Source organism: Geodermatophilus sp. URMC 64, assembly GCF_053502555.1.
The window spans coordinates 676993-691402 of sequence record NZ_CP199955.1; the positions used below are offsets into that span (position 1 = coordinate 676993).

General features: G+C 74.6%; 16 protein-coding genes. 9 read left to right on the forward strand and 7 right to left on the reverse strand.

What is annotated here, in order from left to right; translation table 11 throughout:
* Window positions 1–30: 30 nt before the first annotated feature.
* Window positions 31–636 (forward strand): NADPH-dependent F420 reductase, encoded by a 606-nt coding sequence (locus tag ACWIYF_RS03345; RefSeq protein ID WP_448626699.1) that lies wholly within the window; start codon window positions 31–33, stop codon window positions 634–636.
* A 10-nt stretch (window positions 637–646) separates the two neighbouring features.
* On the opposite strand, the gene ACWIYF_RS03350 is transcribed toward ACWIYF_RS03345, so the two are convergent.
* Together ACWIYF_RS03350 and ACWIYF_RS03355 are read right to left on the reverse strand one after the other, a co-directional pair.
* Window positions 647–1396 carry a DUF4184 family protein gene (locus tag ACWIYF_RS03350; protein WP_448626700.1) on the reverse strand — a complete coding sequence of 250 codons (750 nt, stop codon included), beginning with the start codon at window positions 1394–1396 and terminating at the stop codon, window positions 647–649.
* A 46-nt stretch (window positions 1397–1442) separates the two neighbouring features.
* Window positions 1443–2132 carry a TetR/AcrR family transcriptional regulator gene (locus tag ACWIYF_RS03355; RefSeq protein ID WP_448626701.1) on the reverse strand — a complete coding sequence of 230 codons (690 nt, stop codon included), beginning with the start codon at window positions 2130–2132 and terminating at the stop codon, window positions 1443–1445.
* 122 nt (window positions 2133–2254) lie between these two features.
* Between ACWIYF_RS03355 and ACWIYF_RS03360 the strand changes: the two genes are divergently transcribed.
* The 4 genes from ACWIYF_RS03360 to ACWIYF_RS03375 all read left to right on the forward strand — a co-directional run bounded on the left by ACWIYF_RS03360 (window position 2255) and on the right by ACWIYF_RS03375 (window position 6345).
* Entirely contained in the window at window positions 2255–3181 is a 927-nt protein-coding gene (locus tag ACWIYF_RS03360) for an NAD-dependent epimerase/dehydratase family protein (RefSeq protein ID WP_448626702.1), read from the forward strand.
* A 135-nt stretch (window positions 3182–3316) separates the two neighbouring features.
* A complete protein-coding gene (locus ACWIYF_RS03365; RefSeq protein WP_448626703.1) occupies window positions 3317–3850 on the forward strand; it encodes an FABP family protein in 534 nt (177 codons plus the stop codon).
* On the forward strand, window positions 3847–5553 hold the full coding sequence (locus tag ACWIYF_RS03370; RefSeq protein WP_448626704.1) for a DUF885 domain-containing protein: 1707 nt from the start codon (window positions 3847–3849) through the stop codon (window positions 5551–5553). Before ACWIYF_RS03365 ends, ACWIYF_RS03370 begins: the two co-directional genes overlap by 4 nt.
* A gap of 93 nt (window positions 5554–5646) precedes the next feature.
* Window positions 5647–6345 (forward strand): gamma carbonic anhydrase family protein, encoded by a 699-nt coding sequence (locus ACWIYF_RS03375; RefSeq protein WP_448626705.1) that lies wholly within the window; start codon window positions 5647–5649, stop codon window positions 6343–6345.
* 3 nt (window positions 6346–6348) lie between these two features.
* Here the strand turns inward: ACWIYF_RS03375 and ACWIYF_RS03380 are convergent, their stop codons facing one another.
* From ACWIYF_RS03380 to ACWIYF_RS03400, 5 genes are all read right to left on the reverse strand, one after another.
* Complete coding sequence (locus ACWIYF_RS03380; protein WP_448626706.1) at window positions 6349–7056, reverse strand: hypothetical protein; 708 nt, start codon at window positions 7054–7056, stop codon at window positions 6349–6351.
* A 343-nt stretch (window positions 7057–7399) separates the two neighbouring features.
* Complete coding sequence (locus tag ACWIYF_RS03385) at window positions 7400–8683, reverse strand: SLC13 family permease (RefSeq protein ID WP_448626707.1); 1284 nt, start codon at window positions 8681–8683, stop codon at window positions 7400–7402.
* On the reverse strand, window positions 8680–9135 hold the full coding sequence (locus tag ACWIYF_RS03390) for a CBS domain-containing protein (RefSeq protein WP_448626708.1): 456 nt from the start codon (window positions 9133–9135) through the stop codon (window positions 8680–8682). The genes ACWIYF_RS03385 and ACWIYF_RS03390 overlap by 4 nt, the downstream gene beginning before the upstream one ends.
* Before the next feature lie 35 nt (window positions 9136–9170).
* The gene (gene nhaA, locus ACWIYF_RS03395; RefSeq protein WP_448626709.1) at window positions 9171–10478 is read right to left on the reverse strand and encodes a Na+/H+ antiporter NhaA; all 1308 of its coding nucleotides are present in this window, start codon (window positions 10476–10478) and stop codon (window positions 9171–9173) included.
* A gap of 72 nt (window positions 10479–10550) precedes the next feature.
* A complete protein-coding gene (locus tag ACWIYF_RS03400) occupies window positions 10551–11399 on the reverse strand; it encodes an aminotransferase class IV (RefSeq protein ID WP_448626710.1) in 849 nt (282 codons plus the stop codon).
* Between the two features lie 38 nt (window positions 11400–11437).
* Between ACWIYF_RS03400 and ACWIYF_RS03405 the strand changes: the two genes are divergently transcribed.
* The 4 genes from ACWIYF_RS03405 to ACWIYF_RS03420 are packed head-to-tail and all read left to right on the forward strand — an operon-like array spanning window position 11438 to window position 14407.
* Window positions 11438–11911 carry a Fur family transcriptional regulator gene (locus ACWIYF_RS03405; RefSeq protein ID WP_448626711.1) on the forward strand — a complete coding sequence of 158 codons (474 nt, stop codon included), beginning with the start codon at window positions 11438–11440 and terminating at the stop codon, window positions 11909–11911.
* Window positions 11908–12996 carry a CAF17-like 4Fe-4S cluster assembly/insertion protein YgfZ gene (gene ygfZ, locus ACWIYF_RS03410; RefSeq protein ID WP_448626712.1) on the forward strand — a complete coding sequence of 363 codons (1089 nt, stop codon included), beginning with the start codon at window positions 11908–11910 and terminating at the stop codon, window positions 12994–12996. Before ACWIYF_RS03405 ends, ygfZ begins: the two co-directional genes overlap by 4 nt.
* Entirely contained in the window at window positions 12993–13847 is an 855-nt protein-coding gene (locus ACWIYF_RS03415; RefSeq protein WP_448626713.1) for a 3-keto-5-aminohexanoate cleavage protein, read from the forward strand. Before ygfZ ends, ACWIYF_RS03415 begins: the two co-directional genes overlap by 4 nt.
* Complete coding sequence (locus ACWIYF_RS03420) at window positions 13844–14407, forward strand: RsiG family protein (protein ID WP_448626714.1); 564 nt, start codon at window positions 13844–13846, stop codon at window positions 14405–14407. The genes ACWIYF_RS03415 and ACWIYF_RS03420 overlap by 4 nt, the downstream gene beginning before the upstream one ends.
* Window positions 14408–14410 lie beyond the last annotated feature (3 nt).

Below are 14410 nucleotides of genomic sequence, written 5' to 3' on the forward strand. Positions count from 1 at the left end.
CGCGCCCGGCCGGGTCGACGATGACCGGCCGTGGACATCGGCATCCTGGGCAGCGGGGTCGTCGGCCGGGCACTGGCCACCGGGTACGCCCGGCACGGGCACCGCGTGCGGATCGGCACCCGGCAGGCGGAGATCGAGGGCGTGCCCACCGCGTCACCGGCCGAGGTCGCCCGCGTCGCGGAGCTCGTCGTCCTGGCGGTGCAGGGACGGGTCGCCGTCGAGCTGGTGCGCTCGGTGGCCGACGAGCTCGAGGGCAAGGTGCTGGTCGACGCGACCAACCCGTTGGACATGTCCTCCGGGGGCCCGGCCCTGTTCGTCGGGACGACGGACTCCCTCGGCGAGCAGGTGCAGCGCACGGTGCCGGGGGCGCGGGTGGTCAAGGCCTACAACACGGTCGGCAACGCGCTCATGGTCGACCCCGAGCTGCCCGGCGGCCCGCCCACCATGTTCATCGCCGGGGACGACGCCGACGCCAAGGCCACGGTGACCGCGCTGCTGGAGGAGACCGGCTGGGACGTCGCCGACCTCGGCGGGATCGAGGCCAGCCGCTGGCTCGAGGCGATGTGCATGGCCTGGGTCGCCTACGGCGCGCGGACCAGCAGCTGGACGCACGCCTTCCGGCTGCTGCGGGGGTAGTGCGCCCCGGTCAGCGCCGGCCGGGGGCAGCGCTGCGCCGGCGGGCTGCGTGCCAGCCGACGGCCAGCAGGACGCCGACGACGAGAACGGCGCCGCCGGCCCACCGCGCGCCCGGGAAGACGGCGTCGTCGAGGCCGGCCGCGCTGCCGGCGGCCGCCGCGCCGAACCCGGCCCCTACGGCGAGCAGACCCGGCCACACCCACCGGGTGGCCGGCCGCGGCTCGACGGGGACGGGCGGGGTGCGCCGCCACCACCGGACGAACCAGACCAGCAGAACGACCCCGCCGGCCAGGCTGCTGACGTACTGGAGCCAGCGGTAGCCGGGCACGGGGCCCCAGGTCGCGGCCAGCGCGGGGAGGTGCTCGGTGCCCCAGCGGCGGGCGTGCGTGAACTCGTCCCAGAGCACGTGCGTGGCCGCGCCGAGCACGAGCGCACCCACGAGCAGCAGGGCCTGTCGCGCCGAGGCCACCCGGCCGGCCGGCACGGGGCGGACCCATCCCTCGAGCCGCGCCCGCAGCGGCGCCGGGGCGGTGGCCAGCGCCGGCGCGGCCAGCAGCCCGTGCCACACCAGCCAGGCCAGCGCGCCCAGCAGCAGGTCGGTCGTGACGACGGCGAGCGCGGTGTGCGTCGCGTACCACTGGGGCAGCGGCAGGTAGTACGGGAGATCGGGGGCCATGCTGCCGAGAACCAGCGCCGACGCGGGCAGCGGCGTGCGCAGGAACGGCAGCACGGCCGCCGGGTGGCTACCGGTGAACGGCACGGGACTCCCTCACGACGCGCGGGACAGCGGCGGCGACCCGCCCGGGTCAAGCGCGGCCGAGGCCGACGAGGCCGGCGAGCTCGCCCATCGCAAGGTCGAAGTAGCGGTCGGCGTCCTCCACCGATCCGACGAAGTGGCCGAACAGCTCGAAGCTGATCGTCCCGTAGATCGAGCTCCAGGCCAGCAGTGCCCGCACTCGCACCGCCTCGTCGAGCGCGGGGTGCTCCCCGCCGAGGACGTCGACCGCGTCGTCGCTGATCAGCCCGGGGTCGCGTTCCCCCTGGGATTCCGGCAGCAGCCCGGCACGGGCGGCGTCCCCCAGGATCCGGCCGAGCAGGACGCCGACGCGCGCGGCCGCGGGGACGGTGTCCTGCGGCGCCCGGTAGCCCGGCACCGGCGAGCCGTAGAGCAGGGCGTACTCGTGCGGGTGCGCCTGTGCCCAGGTCCGGACGGCCCGGCACACGGCCAGCCAGCGCTGCCCGGGCGGCGCGGACGGGTCGTCCGCCTTCTCGGCCGCCGTCCCGAGCGCGTCGTAGCCGTCAATGATCAGCCGGGTCAGCAGGTCGTCGCGGCTCGGGAAGTACCGGTAGAGCGCGGACGACGCCATGCCGAGCTCGCGCGCCACCGCCCGCAGCGACAGCGCGGCGGCGCCCACCTCGGCCAGCTGGCGGCGGGCCGCGTCGGTGATCTCGGCGGTCAGCTCCGCGCGGACGCGCTCACGGGCGGTGGTAGGCACCGGGCCATGCTGACCGACGAGAACGGTGAACGCAAGTGCGAGCACTGCTCTTGACAAGTCGCAATCGTCACATGAGCATCGTCCGCATCCGAGAGCACCGCTCACAAACCCAGGAGAACGTCATGGCACTGCACGTCATCGTCGGCAAGGGCCCGGTCGGATCGACGACCGCAGATGACCTCGTCGCCCGCGGCCACCAGGTGCGCATCCTGTCGCGCAGCGGTGGTCGCTCCACCGCCACCGTGGAGCACCGGCAGGTCGACGCCACCGATGCCGACGCGGTCGCCGCCGCCGCGCAGGGTGCCGCCGCGCTCTACAACGCGGTCAACCCGCCGTACCACCGCTGGGCCACCGACTGGCCGCCGGTCGCCGCCGCGCTGCTGTCCGCCGCCGAGCGCACCGGCGCCGTCCTGGTCACCATGGGCAACCTCTACGGCTACGGCCGGCCGTCCGGGCCGATGACGCCGGACTCTCCGCTGGCGGCGACCGACACGAAGGGCCGCGTCCGCGCGCGGATGTGGGCCGACGCGCTCGCCGCCCACGAGGCCGGCCGCGTCCGGGTGACCGAGGCGCGCGCCGCGGACTTCGTCGGCCCGCAGATCCCGGGCAGCCACTCGCACCTGATGCGCCAGCTGCCCGCGCTGCAGAAGGGCCGGCGCGCCTGGGTGGTGGGCGACCCCGACGTCCCGCGCGGCTGGTCGTACCTGCCCGACGTCGCCGCCACCCTGGTGACCCTCGCGACCGACGAGCGCGCGTACGGCCGGGCCTGGCACGTGCCGAGCGCGATCCGCTCCCAGCGCGAGGCGCTCACCGATCTCGCCCGCGCCCTCGGCCGCCCGGCGCCGCGGGTCAGCGGCATCCCGTGGGGCGTGCTGCGGGCCATCGGCGTCGTCTCGCCGCTGATGCGCGAGGTGGTCGACGTGAGGCACCAGTTCGACCAGCCCTACGTCATCGACGCCTCCGCCACCACGGCGGTCTTCGGCCTGACCGCGACCCCCTGGGACGAGGTCGTCGCCGCGGCCACGGGCCGGCTGCGCACGGCCGCCTGAGGAGCGGCTCCGGCGCCGTCCTACGGTGGGGGCCATGGTCTCTGCCTGGGTCCTCGTCGCCCTGACGGCGCTGGCCGCGCTGTGCAGCGCGTACGGCGCCTACCGGGTGGCGCGCCGGCCGCGGGGCGTTCGCCGGTGAGCACCCCGACCGAGCTGCCGGTGCCCGACACCGCCGACGTCCGCACCGGTCCGGAGGTCGACGACGGCCTCCTGGCCCTGCTGCCGCTGCTCGGCGAGTGGCACGGCGAGGGCCAGGCGGCCGGTCCGGACGGCGACCACCGCTTCGGCCAGTGGATCCGGTTCGCCCACGACGGGCGCGGGTTCCTCAGCTACGAGGCCCGGTCCTGGCGGCTCACCGACGACGGGCAGATCGTCGGGCCGGACTCGCGCGAGTCCGGGTTCTGGCGGCCCCGCGGCCGCGACGACGTGGAGCTGCTGGTGGCCAGCCCCGATGGCTGGGTGGAGATCTACGTGGGCCGCGCCCGGACGACGACCAGCTGGGAGCTCGCCACCGACGTCCTGGCCCGCACCCCGGACGCTCCCGACGTCGTCTCCGCCGTCCGGCTCTACGGCATCGTCGAGGGCGCGCTGATGTACGCCATCGACCGCGCCGGGCCCGATCAGCAGCTGCGACCCACCATGTCCGCCCGACTCGAACGGATCCGATGACCGCCGCCGCAACACCCGCCACGCCCCGTCAGGTCGCCGACACCTACGTCGAGGCGGTCAGCGACCTCGACCCCATCGTCGCCACCGCGCTGGGCAACCGGCCCGGCGACGACCGGTTGCCGGACCTGAGCCCGGAGGGGCTCGAGGCCGAGGCGGCCCTGGTCCGCGACACCCTGGCCGACCTGGACCGCGTCCTCGCCGAGAACCACGCCCTCGAGGACGACCCGATCGAGCGGCGCTGCGCCCGGCTGCTGCGGGAGCGGCTCGAGGCCGACCTCGCGTCCCACGAGCTGGGGGAGGGCTTCCGCTCGCTGAACAACCTGTTCAGCCCGCTGCACTCGACCCGCCAGGTCTTCTCGCTCATGCCCGCGCAGTCGGAGGAGGACTGGGCGGTCCTCGCCCGCCGCCTCGCCCGGGTGCCCGAGGCCTACAACGGCTACCGGCAGACGCTGGAGGAGGGCTCGCGGCGCCGGCTGTTCCTCGCCCCCCGGCAGGTCGAGACGGTCGTGGGCCAGCTGGGGGAGTGGCTCCAGGGCCCGTACTTCGCCACGTTCGTGCAGGCCGGCCCCGAGTCGCTGCGCGGGGAGCTGGAGACGGCGGCGCGCGCGGCCGACGAGGCGGTGGCCGGGATCCGCGACTACCTGCGCGACACCTACCTGCCGCGCACCGCGGGGACGCCGGATGCCGTCGGCCGGGAGCGCTACGCCGTCGCCGCGCGCCGGTGGACCGGCTCGGACCTGGGCACGGGCGGCGGGCTGGAGGAGGCCTACGCCTGGGGCTGGGCCGAGCACCAGCGGATCCTGGCCGAGCAGCGGATCGAGGCCGACAAGGTCGTCGCGGGCGCGACGCCGATGGAGGCCATGCGCTGGCTCGACGTGAACGGCGAGGCGGTCGAGGGCGTCGAGGCCGTCCGGGAGCGCCTGCAGGCGATGATGGACGAGGCGATGAACGCCCTCGACGGCACGCACTTCGACCTGGCCGGGCCGGTGCGCCGGGTCGAGGCGATGATCGCGCCGCCCGGCAGCGCCGCCGCGCCGTACTACACGCGCCCGGCGCTGGACTTCTCCCGGCCGGGCCGGACCTGGCTGCCCACCCTGGGCCGCGAGCGCTTCCCCCTCTGGGACCTGGTCTCGACCTGGTACCACGAGGGCGTTCCCGGCCACCACCTGCAGCTGGCGCAGTGGGTCTACGTCGCCAAGGACCTCTCGAACTACCAGACCTCGATCGGGTCGGTGGGGGCCAACGTCGAGGGCTGGGCGCTCTACGCCGAGCGGCTCATGGACGAGCTCGGCTTCCTGACCGACTCCGGTGCCCGGCTGGGGTACCTCGACGCGCAGCAGATGCGCGCCGTCCGCGTCGTGGTCGACATCGGCATGCACCTGGAGCTGCCCATCCCGGACGATGCCGAGGGCGCGATCGCCGACTCCCGCGGCAAGCCGTGGACGCCCGAGCGGGCGCGGGCCTTCTTCGGCGAGAACAGCGGCCGGGACCCGCAGTTCCTCGACAGCGAGCTGGTGCGCTACCTGGGCATCCCCGGGCAGGCGATCAGCTACAAGCTGGGCGAGCGGGCGTGGCTGGCCGGCCGCGAGGCCGCGCGGCGCAACCGCGGCGCCGGTTTCGATCTCAAGGCCTGGCACATGGCCGCGCTGTCGCAGGGCTCGCTCGGCCTCGACGACCTCGAGTCGGAGCTCGCCCGCCTGTAGCAGGGTGAGACGGCCCTCGACGCGTCGGGACGGCCGGAGTAGTTTCGCTCGCCTCCAGCTCGGGTCCGAGGTCCGTCGGAGGGGGCGAGCGGGATGACCGCCCGAGAGCACTACCTGCATCCCGTGGGCCGCGGCGCGGTGTTCGTCGAGCACCGGCACGCGCGGCCGACGGTCGACGAGTCCGCGTACGTGGCGCCGAACGCCGTGATCTGCGGAGACGTCACGATCGGTCCGCACAGCCGGATCCTGTTCGGCGCCGTCCTCACGGCCGAGGGCGGTCCGGTCGTGATCGGCGCGCACTGCATCGTCATGGAGCAGGCCGTCCTGCGCGGCGTGCCGCACCATCCCCTGCACGTCGGCGACAACGTGATGGTGGGTCCGCATGCGCACCTGACCGGTTGCACGATCGACGGGGACGTCCGCGTGGCCACCGGGGCGACGGTGTTCAACGGCGCGCGGCTCGAGACGGGCGCGGAGGTCGAGTTCGGCGCCGTGGTGCACGTCAACACCCGCGTCCCGTCGGGCGCCGCGGTGCCCATGGGCTGGTTCGCCGGTGGGGACCCGGCCGAGCTGGTCCCGCCGGGTGACTGGGAGCGGATCAGGGCGCTGATGGGCCCGCTGGACTACCCGGGCACCGTGTTCGGGGTGAGCCCGCCGCCGGGGGAGTCCGCGATGCCGGACATCGCCCGGCGGTACACGCGATCGCTGGCGCTGCACCGCTACGACGTCGTGCTCAACCCGGCCGAGGAGAAGGTCGCCGGCCTGGCCGCAGGTGCCGCCACTACTTCTTGACCGCTACTCCGGCGGCGGGTTGACCGGGTCGCTGTCGGGCGTCACCGGGTCGTCCGGCTCGGCCGGCCACGCCTCGACGCCGTCGGTGTCGAGCAGGGCTTCGACGGCGGCCGCGCCGGCGCCGACGTAGCTGCTCATCAGGTCGATGTCGGTGACCACGCACCAGCTGCGGTCGGCGGGGAACCACAGGTTCGGCCCCTGCTCGGCCGGTTCCGGCGCGAAATTGGCGGCGGCCAGCGCGAGCGGGCCGCGGACCAGCCGGTGGCCGCGCGTCCCGAGGACGAGGGTGCCGGCGTCGGCGGCCGCATCGGTCCAGACGCCGAACCAGCAGTCGTCGGGAGTCGCCGTGTGCCGCGCCAGGACGGCGGCCACGCGGGCGGCGACCGCGGCCGGCAGGTGACCCTCGGCGGGGGAGTCGTTCCACAGCTCGGGCTGGTCGTCGTCCGCCATGTAGTCCCAAGCGCCGGTGATCGCCGGCCACTGCATCAGCCGGTGCGCCGTCCGGTCGTTGAGCGCGGCGACCGCGGCCCACGGGACCTCGACGTCGTCGTCCCCCTCGTAGCTGATCGCCGGGTGCAGGACGCGGGCGTAGGCCGCGAAGACCGGCGGCACGAGCGAGGCGACGGTGGGCGGCTCGGCCGGGGCGAGCCCGGCGGTGATCCAGGCGCCGGCGGAGACGTCGCTCTCCACGGGGCGGCCGGCGAGCTGCACGCGACCTCCCCCCGAGAACGGACAACCCCCGGGCTGCTCCGCGGCGCCGGCCCCTGCGGGAGCAGGACGGCTGCACGCGGGCCGACTGGACAAGTGTCGGCGGCCCGGGGGTCGGGTGACTGTCCGGTTCTCGCTCGCCGCCGTACGACGGACGGGCGATCATGCCGTCGTTCGAAGGTCTCTCCGAACGGGCGGCCCATCTGGACGGCGGCTAGCGGACAGCCACCTCACGAGTCCGATAAGCATGCAAAGTTCGGACCACCTCCTCTCTCGTGTACCTCGACGGTACGTCGGGATTCCGGGGGTCGGCAACGGAGATTCTCGGCTGTGAGCGAACGGCGCATCAGCCCAGGAGGAAGTAGCGCAGGTAGAGATAGGGGACGCAGAGCAGGACCGTGACGACGGTGACCAGCAACCCGTAGCGCGCGAACTGCCAGAACGTGATGCGGTAGCCGTTCTTCTCCGCTATTCCCAGCATGACCACGTTGGCGCTGGCGCCGATGACGGTGGCGTTGCCACCGAGGTCGGCGCCCAGAGCGAGAGCCCACCACAGCACCGAGCCCGGGTTGCCCGTGTCCTCGGCCAGCGAGGCCACCAACGGTGCCATGGTCGCGACGTAGGGGATGTTGTCGACGATGCCGGAGAGCACCGCCGACGCGCCCAGGAGCAGGAAGGTTGCCGTCTGCGCACTCCCGCCGGTGGCGGCGGTGGCCCACTCGGCGAGCTGACCGATGGCGCCGACGTGGATGAGTGCGCCGACCATGATGAACAGCCCCGCGAAGAACAGCAGCGTGGGGGCCTCAACGTCGGCCAGGTAGTCCCGCGGCGGAACGCCACTGATGAGCACCAGCAACCCGGCACCGAGCAGAGCGACGACCGCGGGTGCATAGCCGGCCGCCGCACTGACCACGAAGCCGACGAGGACGGCGAGCAGAACGGCGCCGGACTTCACCAGCAGCGGCGGATCGGAGATGGCCTCCCGTTCCTCTAGTTCCATCACTTCGGCGGCCCGCGCCGACTGGTACACGAAGGCCGACCGGAACATCAGCCGGCAGAGACCGATCAGCGCCGCGAGGAGGACGACGACGATCGGGGCCAGATTGAGGGCGAAGTCGTTGAAGCTCAGCCCGGCGCGGCTGGCGATGATGATGTTCGGAGGGTCGCCGATGAGCGTCGCGGTACCGCCGACGTTCGACGCGAACACCTCAGCGAGCAGGTAGGGGACCGGTGGGACCGCGAGGCGGTGACAGACCAGCAGTGTGACGGGCGCGACCAGGAGCACCGTGGTCACGTTGTCCAACGCGGCCGAGGCGACGGCCGTGATCACCACCAGCATGACCATGACCCGGAACGGCCGGCCGCGGGCCTTCTTGGCCGCCCAGATGGCCACGTACTCGAACACGCCGGTCCGTCGCATGACGCCGACGATGATCATCATCCCCAGGAGCAGGCAGATGACCTCCCAGTCGACCCCTGTCTCCGGGCTGTGGAAGGCGTCCTCGAAGTCCACCACGCCTGCGGCCAGCATGAGCCCGGCGCCGACGAGCGCCACCTTGACCCGGTGGACCTTCTCCGAGGCGATCAGGACGTAGGCGGTCACGAAGACCGCGACGGCGAAGATCGTCACGCCGGGCGGGTAGCGAGCAGCACGTCGAGCAGGCGGGGCAGCGTGACGCAGCCGCTGAGCAGTTCGTTCTCCACCACGGCGACCAGCGGGCTGTGCGTCCGCGCCATGAGCACGGCGAGTTCGAGCACGGTGTCATCCGGGTTGGCCACGGCGAGGTCCACGTCGGCCGGGTCGGAGAGGAGTTCCCGCACCTTCCGGCCCGCGAGTTCGCCCAGCAGCCGGTCCGACGCCCGCTCGCTGATGACCCGGGCCAGGGTCGCGTCGTCCTGCACGTAGCGGGGGATGACGAAGCGCAGCACCTGCGTGCCCGGCAGGATCCGGGTCGGCCGCCCGCTCGGTTCGCAGACCACGATGCCGGGCAGCCGCTGCTCGGCCATCATCCGCGCGGCGTCCAGCGCGTCGTCGTCCATCCCGATGGAGGGATAGGGCACCGCCAGGTCACGGGCGAGCACGTGGGGCAGGTTATCGACGAACGAGGCAGGAGTGATCACCCCGCGGCCCGGCCCCGCTGGTAGACGTCCGGCACGCCATCGCGGTCGGCGTCGCGCTGTTCCTCCTCCTCGATCCGCTGGTACCGCCGGTTGCGCAACCGCAGCAGCACCGTGGCCAGCAGCGCGGCGGTCAGCGTGCCCACCAGGACTCCGACCTTCGCATGTTCGTCACGCATCGATCCGGCGCCGAACGCCAGCTCGCCGATGAGCAGCGACACGGTGAAGCCGATGCCGCCGAGGAGCGACAGTCCGACGACATCGGCCCACCCGAGGTCGTCGTCCAGCCGCGCGCGCGTGAACCTGGCGACCAGCCACGTGGCGGCGGTGATGCCGATCGCCTTGCCCGCCACCAGGCCGACCACGATGCCCAGGGCCACCGAGTCGGACAGTGCGGCCCCGAGCCCGGACAGCCCGCCCACGGTCACCCCTGCGGAGAGGAGTGCGAAGACCGGGACGGCGACACCCGCCGAGATCGGGCGGAAGCGGTGCTCGAAGTGCTCGGCCAGGCCGGGACCGACCTCCGGACCGCCCGCGGCCCGGCTGCGCACGACCGGGACGGTGAAGGCCAGCAGCACTCCGGCGACGGTGGCGTGGACGCCGGAGGCGTGCACCAGGCCCCAGGTCAGCAGCGCAAGCGGCATGAGCAGCCACCAGGAGCGGATCCGCTTGTGGACGGCGAAGGCGAAGGCGGCCAGCGGCAGGAGCGCCAGCAGCAGCGGCCCGACCGAGAGGGCCGACGTGTAGAAGACCGCGATGACCAGGATGGCGAGCAGGTCGTCGACGACCGCCAGGGTCAGCAGGAACGTGCGCAGGGCGCTGGGCAGGTGCGTGCTGATCACGGCCAGCACGGCGAGGGCGAAGGCGATGTCGGTCGCCGCGGGGATCGCCCAGCCGGCCAGGGCGCCGTCCCCGGCGCCGAGATTGACCAGCGAGTAGAGCAACGCCGGCACGGCCATGCCCCCGACGGCGGCGGCGACGGGCAGCGCCGCCTTCCGCGGGTCGCGCAGGTCACCGGCGACGAACTCGCGCTTGAGCTCCAGCCCCGCGACGAAGAAGAAGATGGCCAGCAGCCCGTCGGCGGCCCAGGTACCCAGGGTCAGGTCCAGGTGCAGGGACGCCGGCCCCATCCGGGTGTCCCGCAGGGCGGCGTAGGACCCGGCCCAGGGCGAGTTGGCCCAGGCCAATGCCAGCACGGCCGCCAGCAGCAGGAGACCCCCGCCGACGGTCTCCTTGCGAAGGACACCGGCGATCCGGCGGCCCTCGTCCAGGGAACCGCGGGCGAACAGCCGCATGGGTGTGGTCATCGGGTGCGTCCTCTTCTGCGGGGTCGGTCAGGGCATCTGCCGACCAGACTTCCCGGCGCACCGCTACCGACCCTACCGGCCGAGCAGCTCCCGCACCCGGGCCGTGAGTCCCGCGTCGCCGCGCCGGACGCCGTCCAGGGTGTGCACCGTCGCGACACCGCGGACGCCGGAGACCAGCCACACCGCGTCGGCGGCGTGCAGGTCCTCGACCGTGCCGTGGACCGACGCCGTCGGCCACCCGGCCTCGGCGGCGCGGGCGAACAGCCGGGCCATCGTCGTCCCGGCGAGGATCCCGGTCTCCAGCGGCGGCGTGCGCAGCCCGCCGTCCGCCGCCCAGACGACGGTCGACGTCGGGCCCTCCAGCAGCCGCCCCTCCAGCGAGGTGAAGACGACGTCGTCCGCGCCCTTCTCGTGCGCGTGCCGCAGCGCGGCCATGTTCACCGCGTACGACAGCGTCTTCGCCCCGCCGAGCAGCCACGGCGCCTGCCGGCGGAAGTCGGCGGGCACGCCCAGGCCGAGGGTGAGGACGGCGATGCCCTCCGCCCGCTGCCGCAGCACCTCGGCGGTCACCGGCGACAGCACCGCCAGCACCGTGGGCGCGCAGCCCGCACCGAGGCCGCGGGTCAGGTAGAGCCGGCAGGCGCCCTCGACGTCGGCCGGCCACTTCTCCAGGACCGCGGCGACCAGCGCCCGCCAGGCCGCCTCACCCGGGTCGGTCAGCCCGAGCAGCGCCGCCGAGCGGGCCAGCCGGGTCAGGTGCGCGTCGAGCCACGGGGTGGCGCCGGCGACGACGTCCACGGACTCGAAGACGCCGTCCCCCCGGGCCAGCCCCTGGTCGAAGGCGGTCACCACCGGCTCGTCGGCGGCGACCGTGCGCACCTCGCCGTCCTGCCACACCGCAACGCGTCGACTGTCCGCCACGGCCCCAGCCTGCCGTACCCCCGGCATAGGCTCGCCGGGTGGCGCACGACTCCCCGGCCGCCGGGCCCGACGCGCCGCTGGCGGAGCGGCTGCACGCCCGCGGCCTGCGGCTGACCTCGCCGCGCCGGCAGGTGCTGGCCGCGGTGGAGGCGCTGCAGCACGCCACGCCGGAGACGATCGCCACCCGCCTGCGCGAGCAGGCCGGCCCCGGCGGCACGGCACCCGACACCTCGACCGTCTACCGCAACCTCGAGGTCCTCGAGCGGCTCGGGCTGGTCTGGCACACCCATCTCGGCAAGGGCGCGCCGGTGTACCACGCGGCCGCCGAGCACGCGCACCTGCACGTGGTGTGCCAGTCGTGCGGCACCGTCGCGTCGGCCGCCCCGGACCTGCTCGACGGCGCCGCGGAACGTCTCGCGGACGAACTCGGTTTCACGGTGGACGTGGGGCACGTCGCGCTGTCGGGCACGTGCCGCGACTGCCGAGAACGAGCCGGAACGGAGCACGTATGAACCCCCTGCTGGGACGCCCGGGCGCGGTCGCCGTCGAGGGCGGCACGGTCGCCGCCCACTACGGGGACCCCCTGCGCGAGCAGCGGCTGCTGGCCGAGGGCGCCGGGCTGGTCGACCGCAGCGACCGCGACGTGCTCGCCGTCCCCGGTGCCGACCGCCTGACGTGGCTGCACAGCCTGACCAGCCAGCACCTCGAGCGCCTCGCCGACGGCGCGGGCACCGAGGCTCTGGTGCTCTCGCCGAACGGGCACGTCGAGCACCACCTGGTGCTCGCCGAGCTGGGTGGGACGACGTGGGCCGACGTCGAGCCCGGCACCGGCGCCGCGCTGCTGGCCTTCCTGCAGCGGATGGTGTTCATGCTCCGCGTCGAGCCCGCGCTGGTCACCGACCGGTGGGCGGTGCTCTCGCTCGTCGGCCCGCGGTCGGCCGACGTCCTCACCGCCGCCGGGCTGCCCGTCCCGGACGGCGTCACGGCCCTGGACGGCGGCGGCCTCGTCCGGCGGATGCCCCCGATCGGCGACGGCGCCGGCGTGTACGACCTGCTGGTGCCGCGGGCCTCGGTCGGCGCGGTCGCCGACGCGCTGCTGGCCGCGGGCGCGGGTCCGGCGGGCGTCGACGCGTACGAGGCCCTGCGGGTCGAGGCCCGGCGTCCGCGCTTCGGCGTCGACACCGACCACCGCACCATCCCGAACGAGCTGCAGTGGCTCACCACGGCCGTCCACCTGGACAAGGGCTGCTACCGCGGCCAGGAGACCGTCGCCCGGGTGCACAACCTGGGCCGGCCGCCGCGGCGGCTGGTGCTGCTGCACCTCGACGGCGTGAGCGAGCAGCTGCCGCCGCCCGGCACGCCCGTGCAGGCGGGGCCGCGGGAGGTCGGCCGGGTGGGCACCGCCGTCCGGCACCACGAGCTCGGCGTCGTCGCCCTGGCGCTGGTGAAGCAGTCCGTGCAGCCGGGCACGCCGCTCACCGTGGGGACCGCCACCGCGGCGATCGACCCCGACGACGCCCCGGCCGAGGTCGACGCCGACGTCGCCGCCGCCCGCGAGCGCGTGCGCGCCGTCCGGTCTGCGAACATGCGGGCGTGACCTCCGGCACCCTCATCACGCTCGCGCCGACCGGGGCAGAGTCGGCCAAGGCCGACGTCCCGGCGCTGCCGGTGACCGTCGACGAGGTCGTGGCCACCGCGCGCGACTGCCAGGCGGTCGGCGCCGCCGTGATCCACCTGCACGTCCGCGGCGAGGACACCCGCCCGACCCTCGACCTCGGCCGCTGCCGCGAGGTGGTCCAGGCGGTCCGCGAGGCCACCGACCTCATCGTGCAGATCTCCACCGGCGGGGCGGTCACCGACCCGTTCGACCAGCGGCTGGCCGTGCTCGACGTCGAGCCGGACGCGGCGTCGCTGTCGCTGGGCACGGTGAACTTCGGCCGCGACGTGTTCAGCAACCCGTGGGACCTCATCGTCGAGCTGCACACGCAGATGCAGCAGCGCGGTGTCGTCCCGGAGTACGAGGTGTTCGACCTCGGCCACCTGGCCACGCTGCAGCGGCTGCTCGACCGGTACGGCCCGCCCGCCGGCGGGCACGTGCACGTCGACCTCGTCATGGGCGTCCCCGGCGGCATGCCCGGGACGACGCAGGCGCTCGCCGCGTGCCTGCCGCTGCTCCCGCCAGGCTCGAGCTTTGCGGCGACCGGCGTCGGGCGTACCTCGCTGCCGGTGATGCTCGCCGCGCTGTCGGCGGGCGGGCACCTGCGGGTCGGCATGGAGGACACGCTGACCTACGCTCCCGGCGAACCAGTGCGTGACAACGCACAGTTGGTGGCGCGCGCGGCCGGGCTCGCCCGCATCGCCCAGCGGCCGCCGCTGACGACCGACGAAGCCCGGGCGCTGCTCGGCATCCCCACCGACAGAGACCTCGCAGTGGAGGCGACCCCGTGAGCCCTTCGAAGCCGAAGCCGTCCCCCGCCGGGGGCGCCGCCGTCGACGCGCTGCTCGACCCCGCCTTCGTCGAGAACGCGGTGCGCCAGCCGATGGGCGAGGTCCGCCGGCTGCGCCGGCAGGCCGAGCAGGAGGAGGTCAACCTCTCCTACACCCGCCGCCTGCTGCAGGGCCGGCTGGACATCGTGCGCCGCGAGCTGCAGCGCCGCGCCGAGGACGACGGCCGCTCGCTGGTCGACCTGCTGCCGGAGATCCTCGCCGAGAAGGGCCGCGGGCCGGCGCACGGGCTCGGCCGGCACCAGACCGTCCAGCCCTCGGCCCCCGAGGAGTACGAGTCCTGGGTCAACGGGCTCACCGACGTCGACCTCTCGGCGATCACCGAGCTGCCCGATGCCGACCTGGAGCGGGCCGCCCGCGCGCTCGCCGAGGCCGAGAGCGGGCTGTCGGAGCGCCGCCGCGGCGTGCAGCAGGTGATGGACGCGCTCGCCGCCGAGCTGGGCCGGCGCTACCGCGACGGCGAGGCCGACGTCGCCGCCCTGCTGGCCGACGAGGGCCGGTAAGGA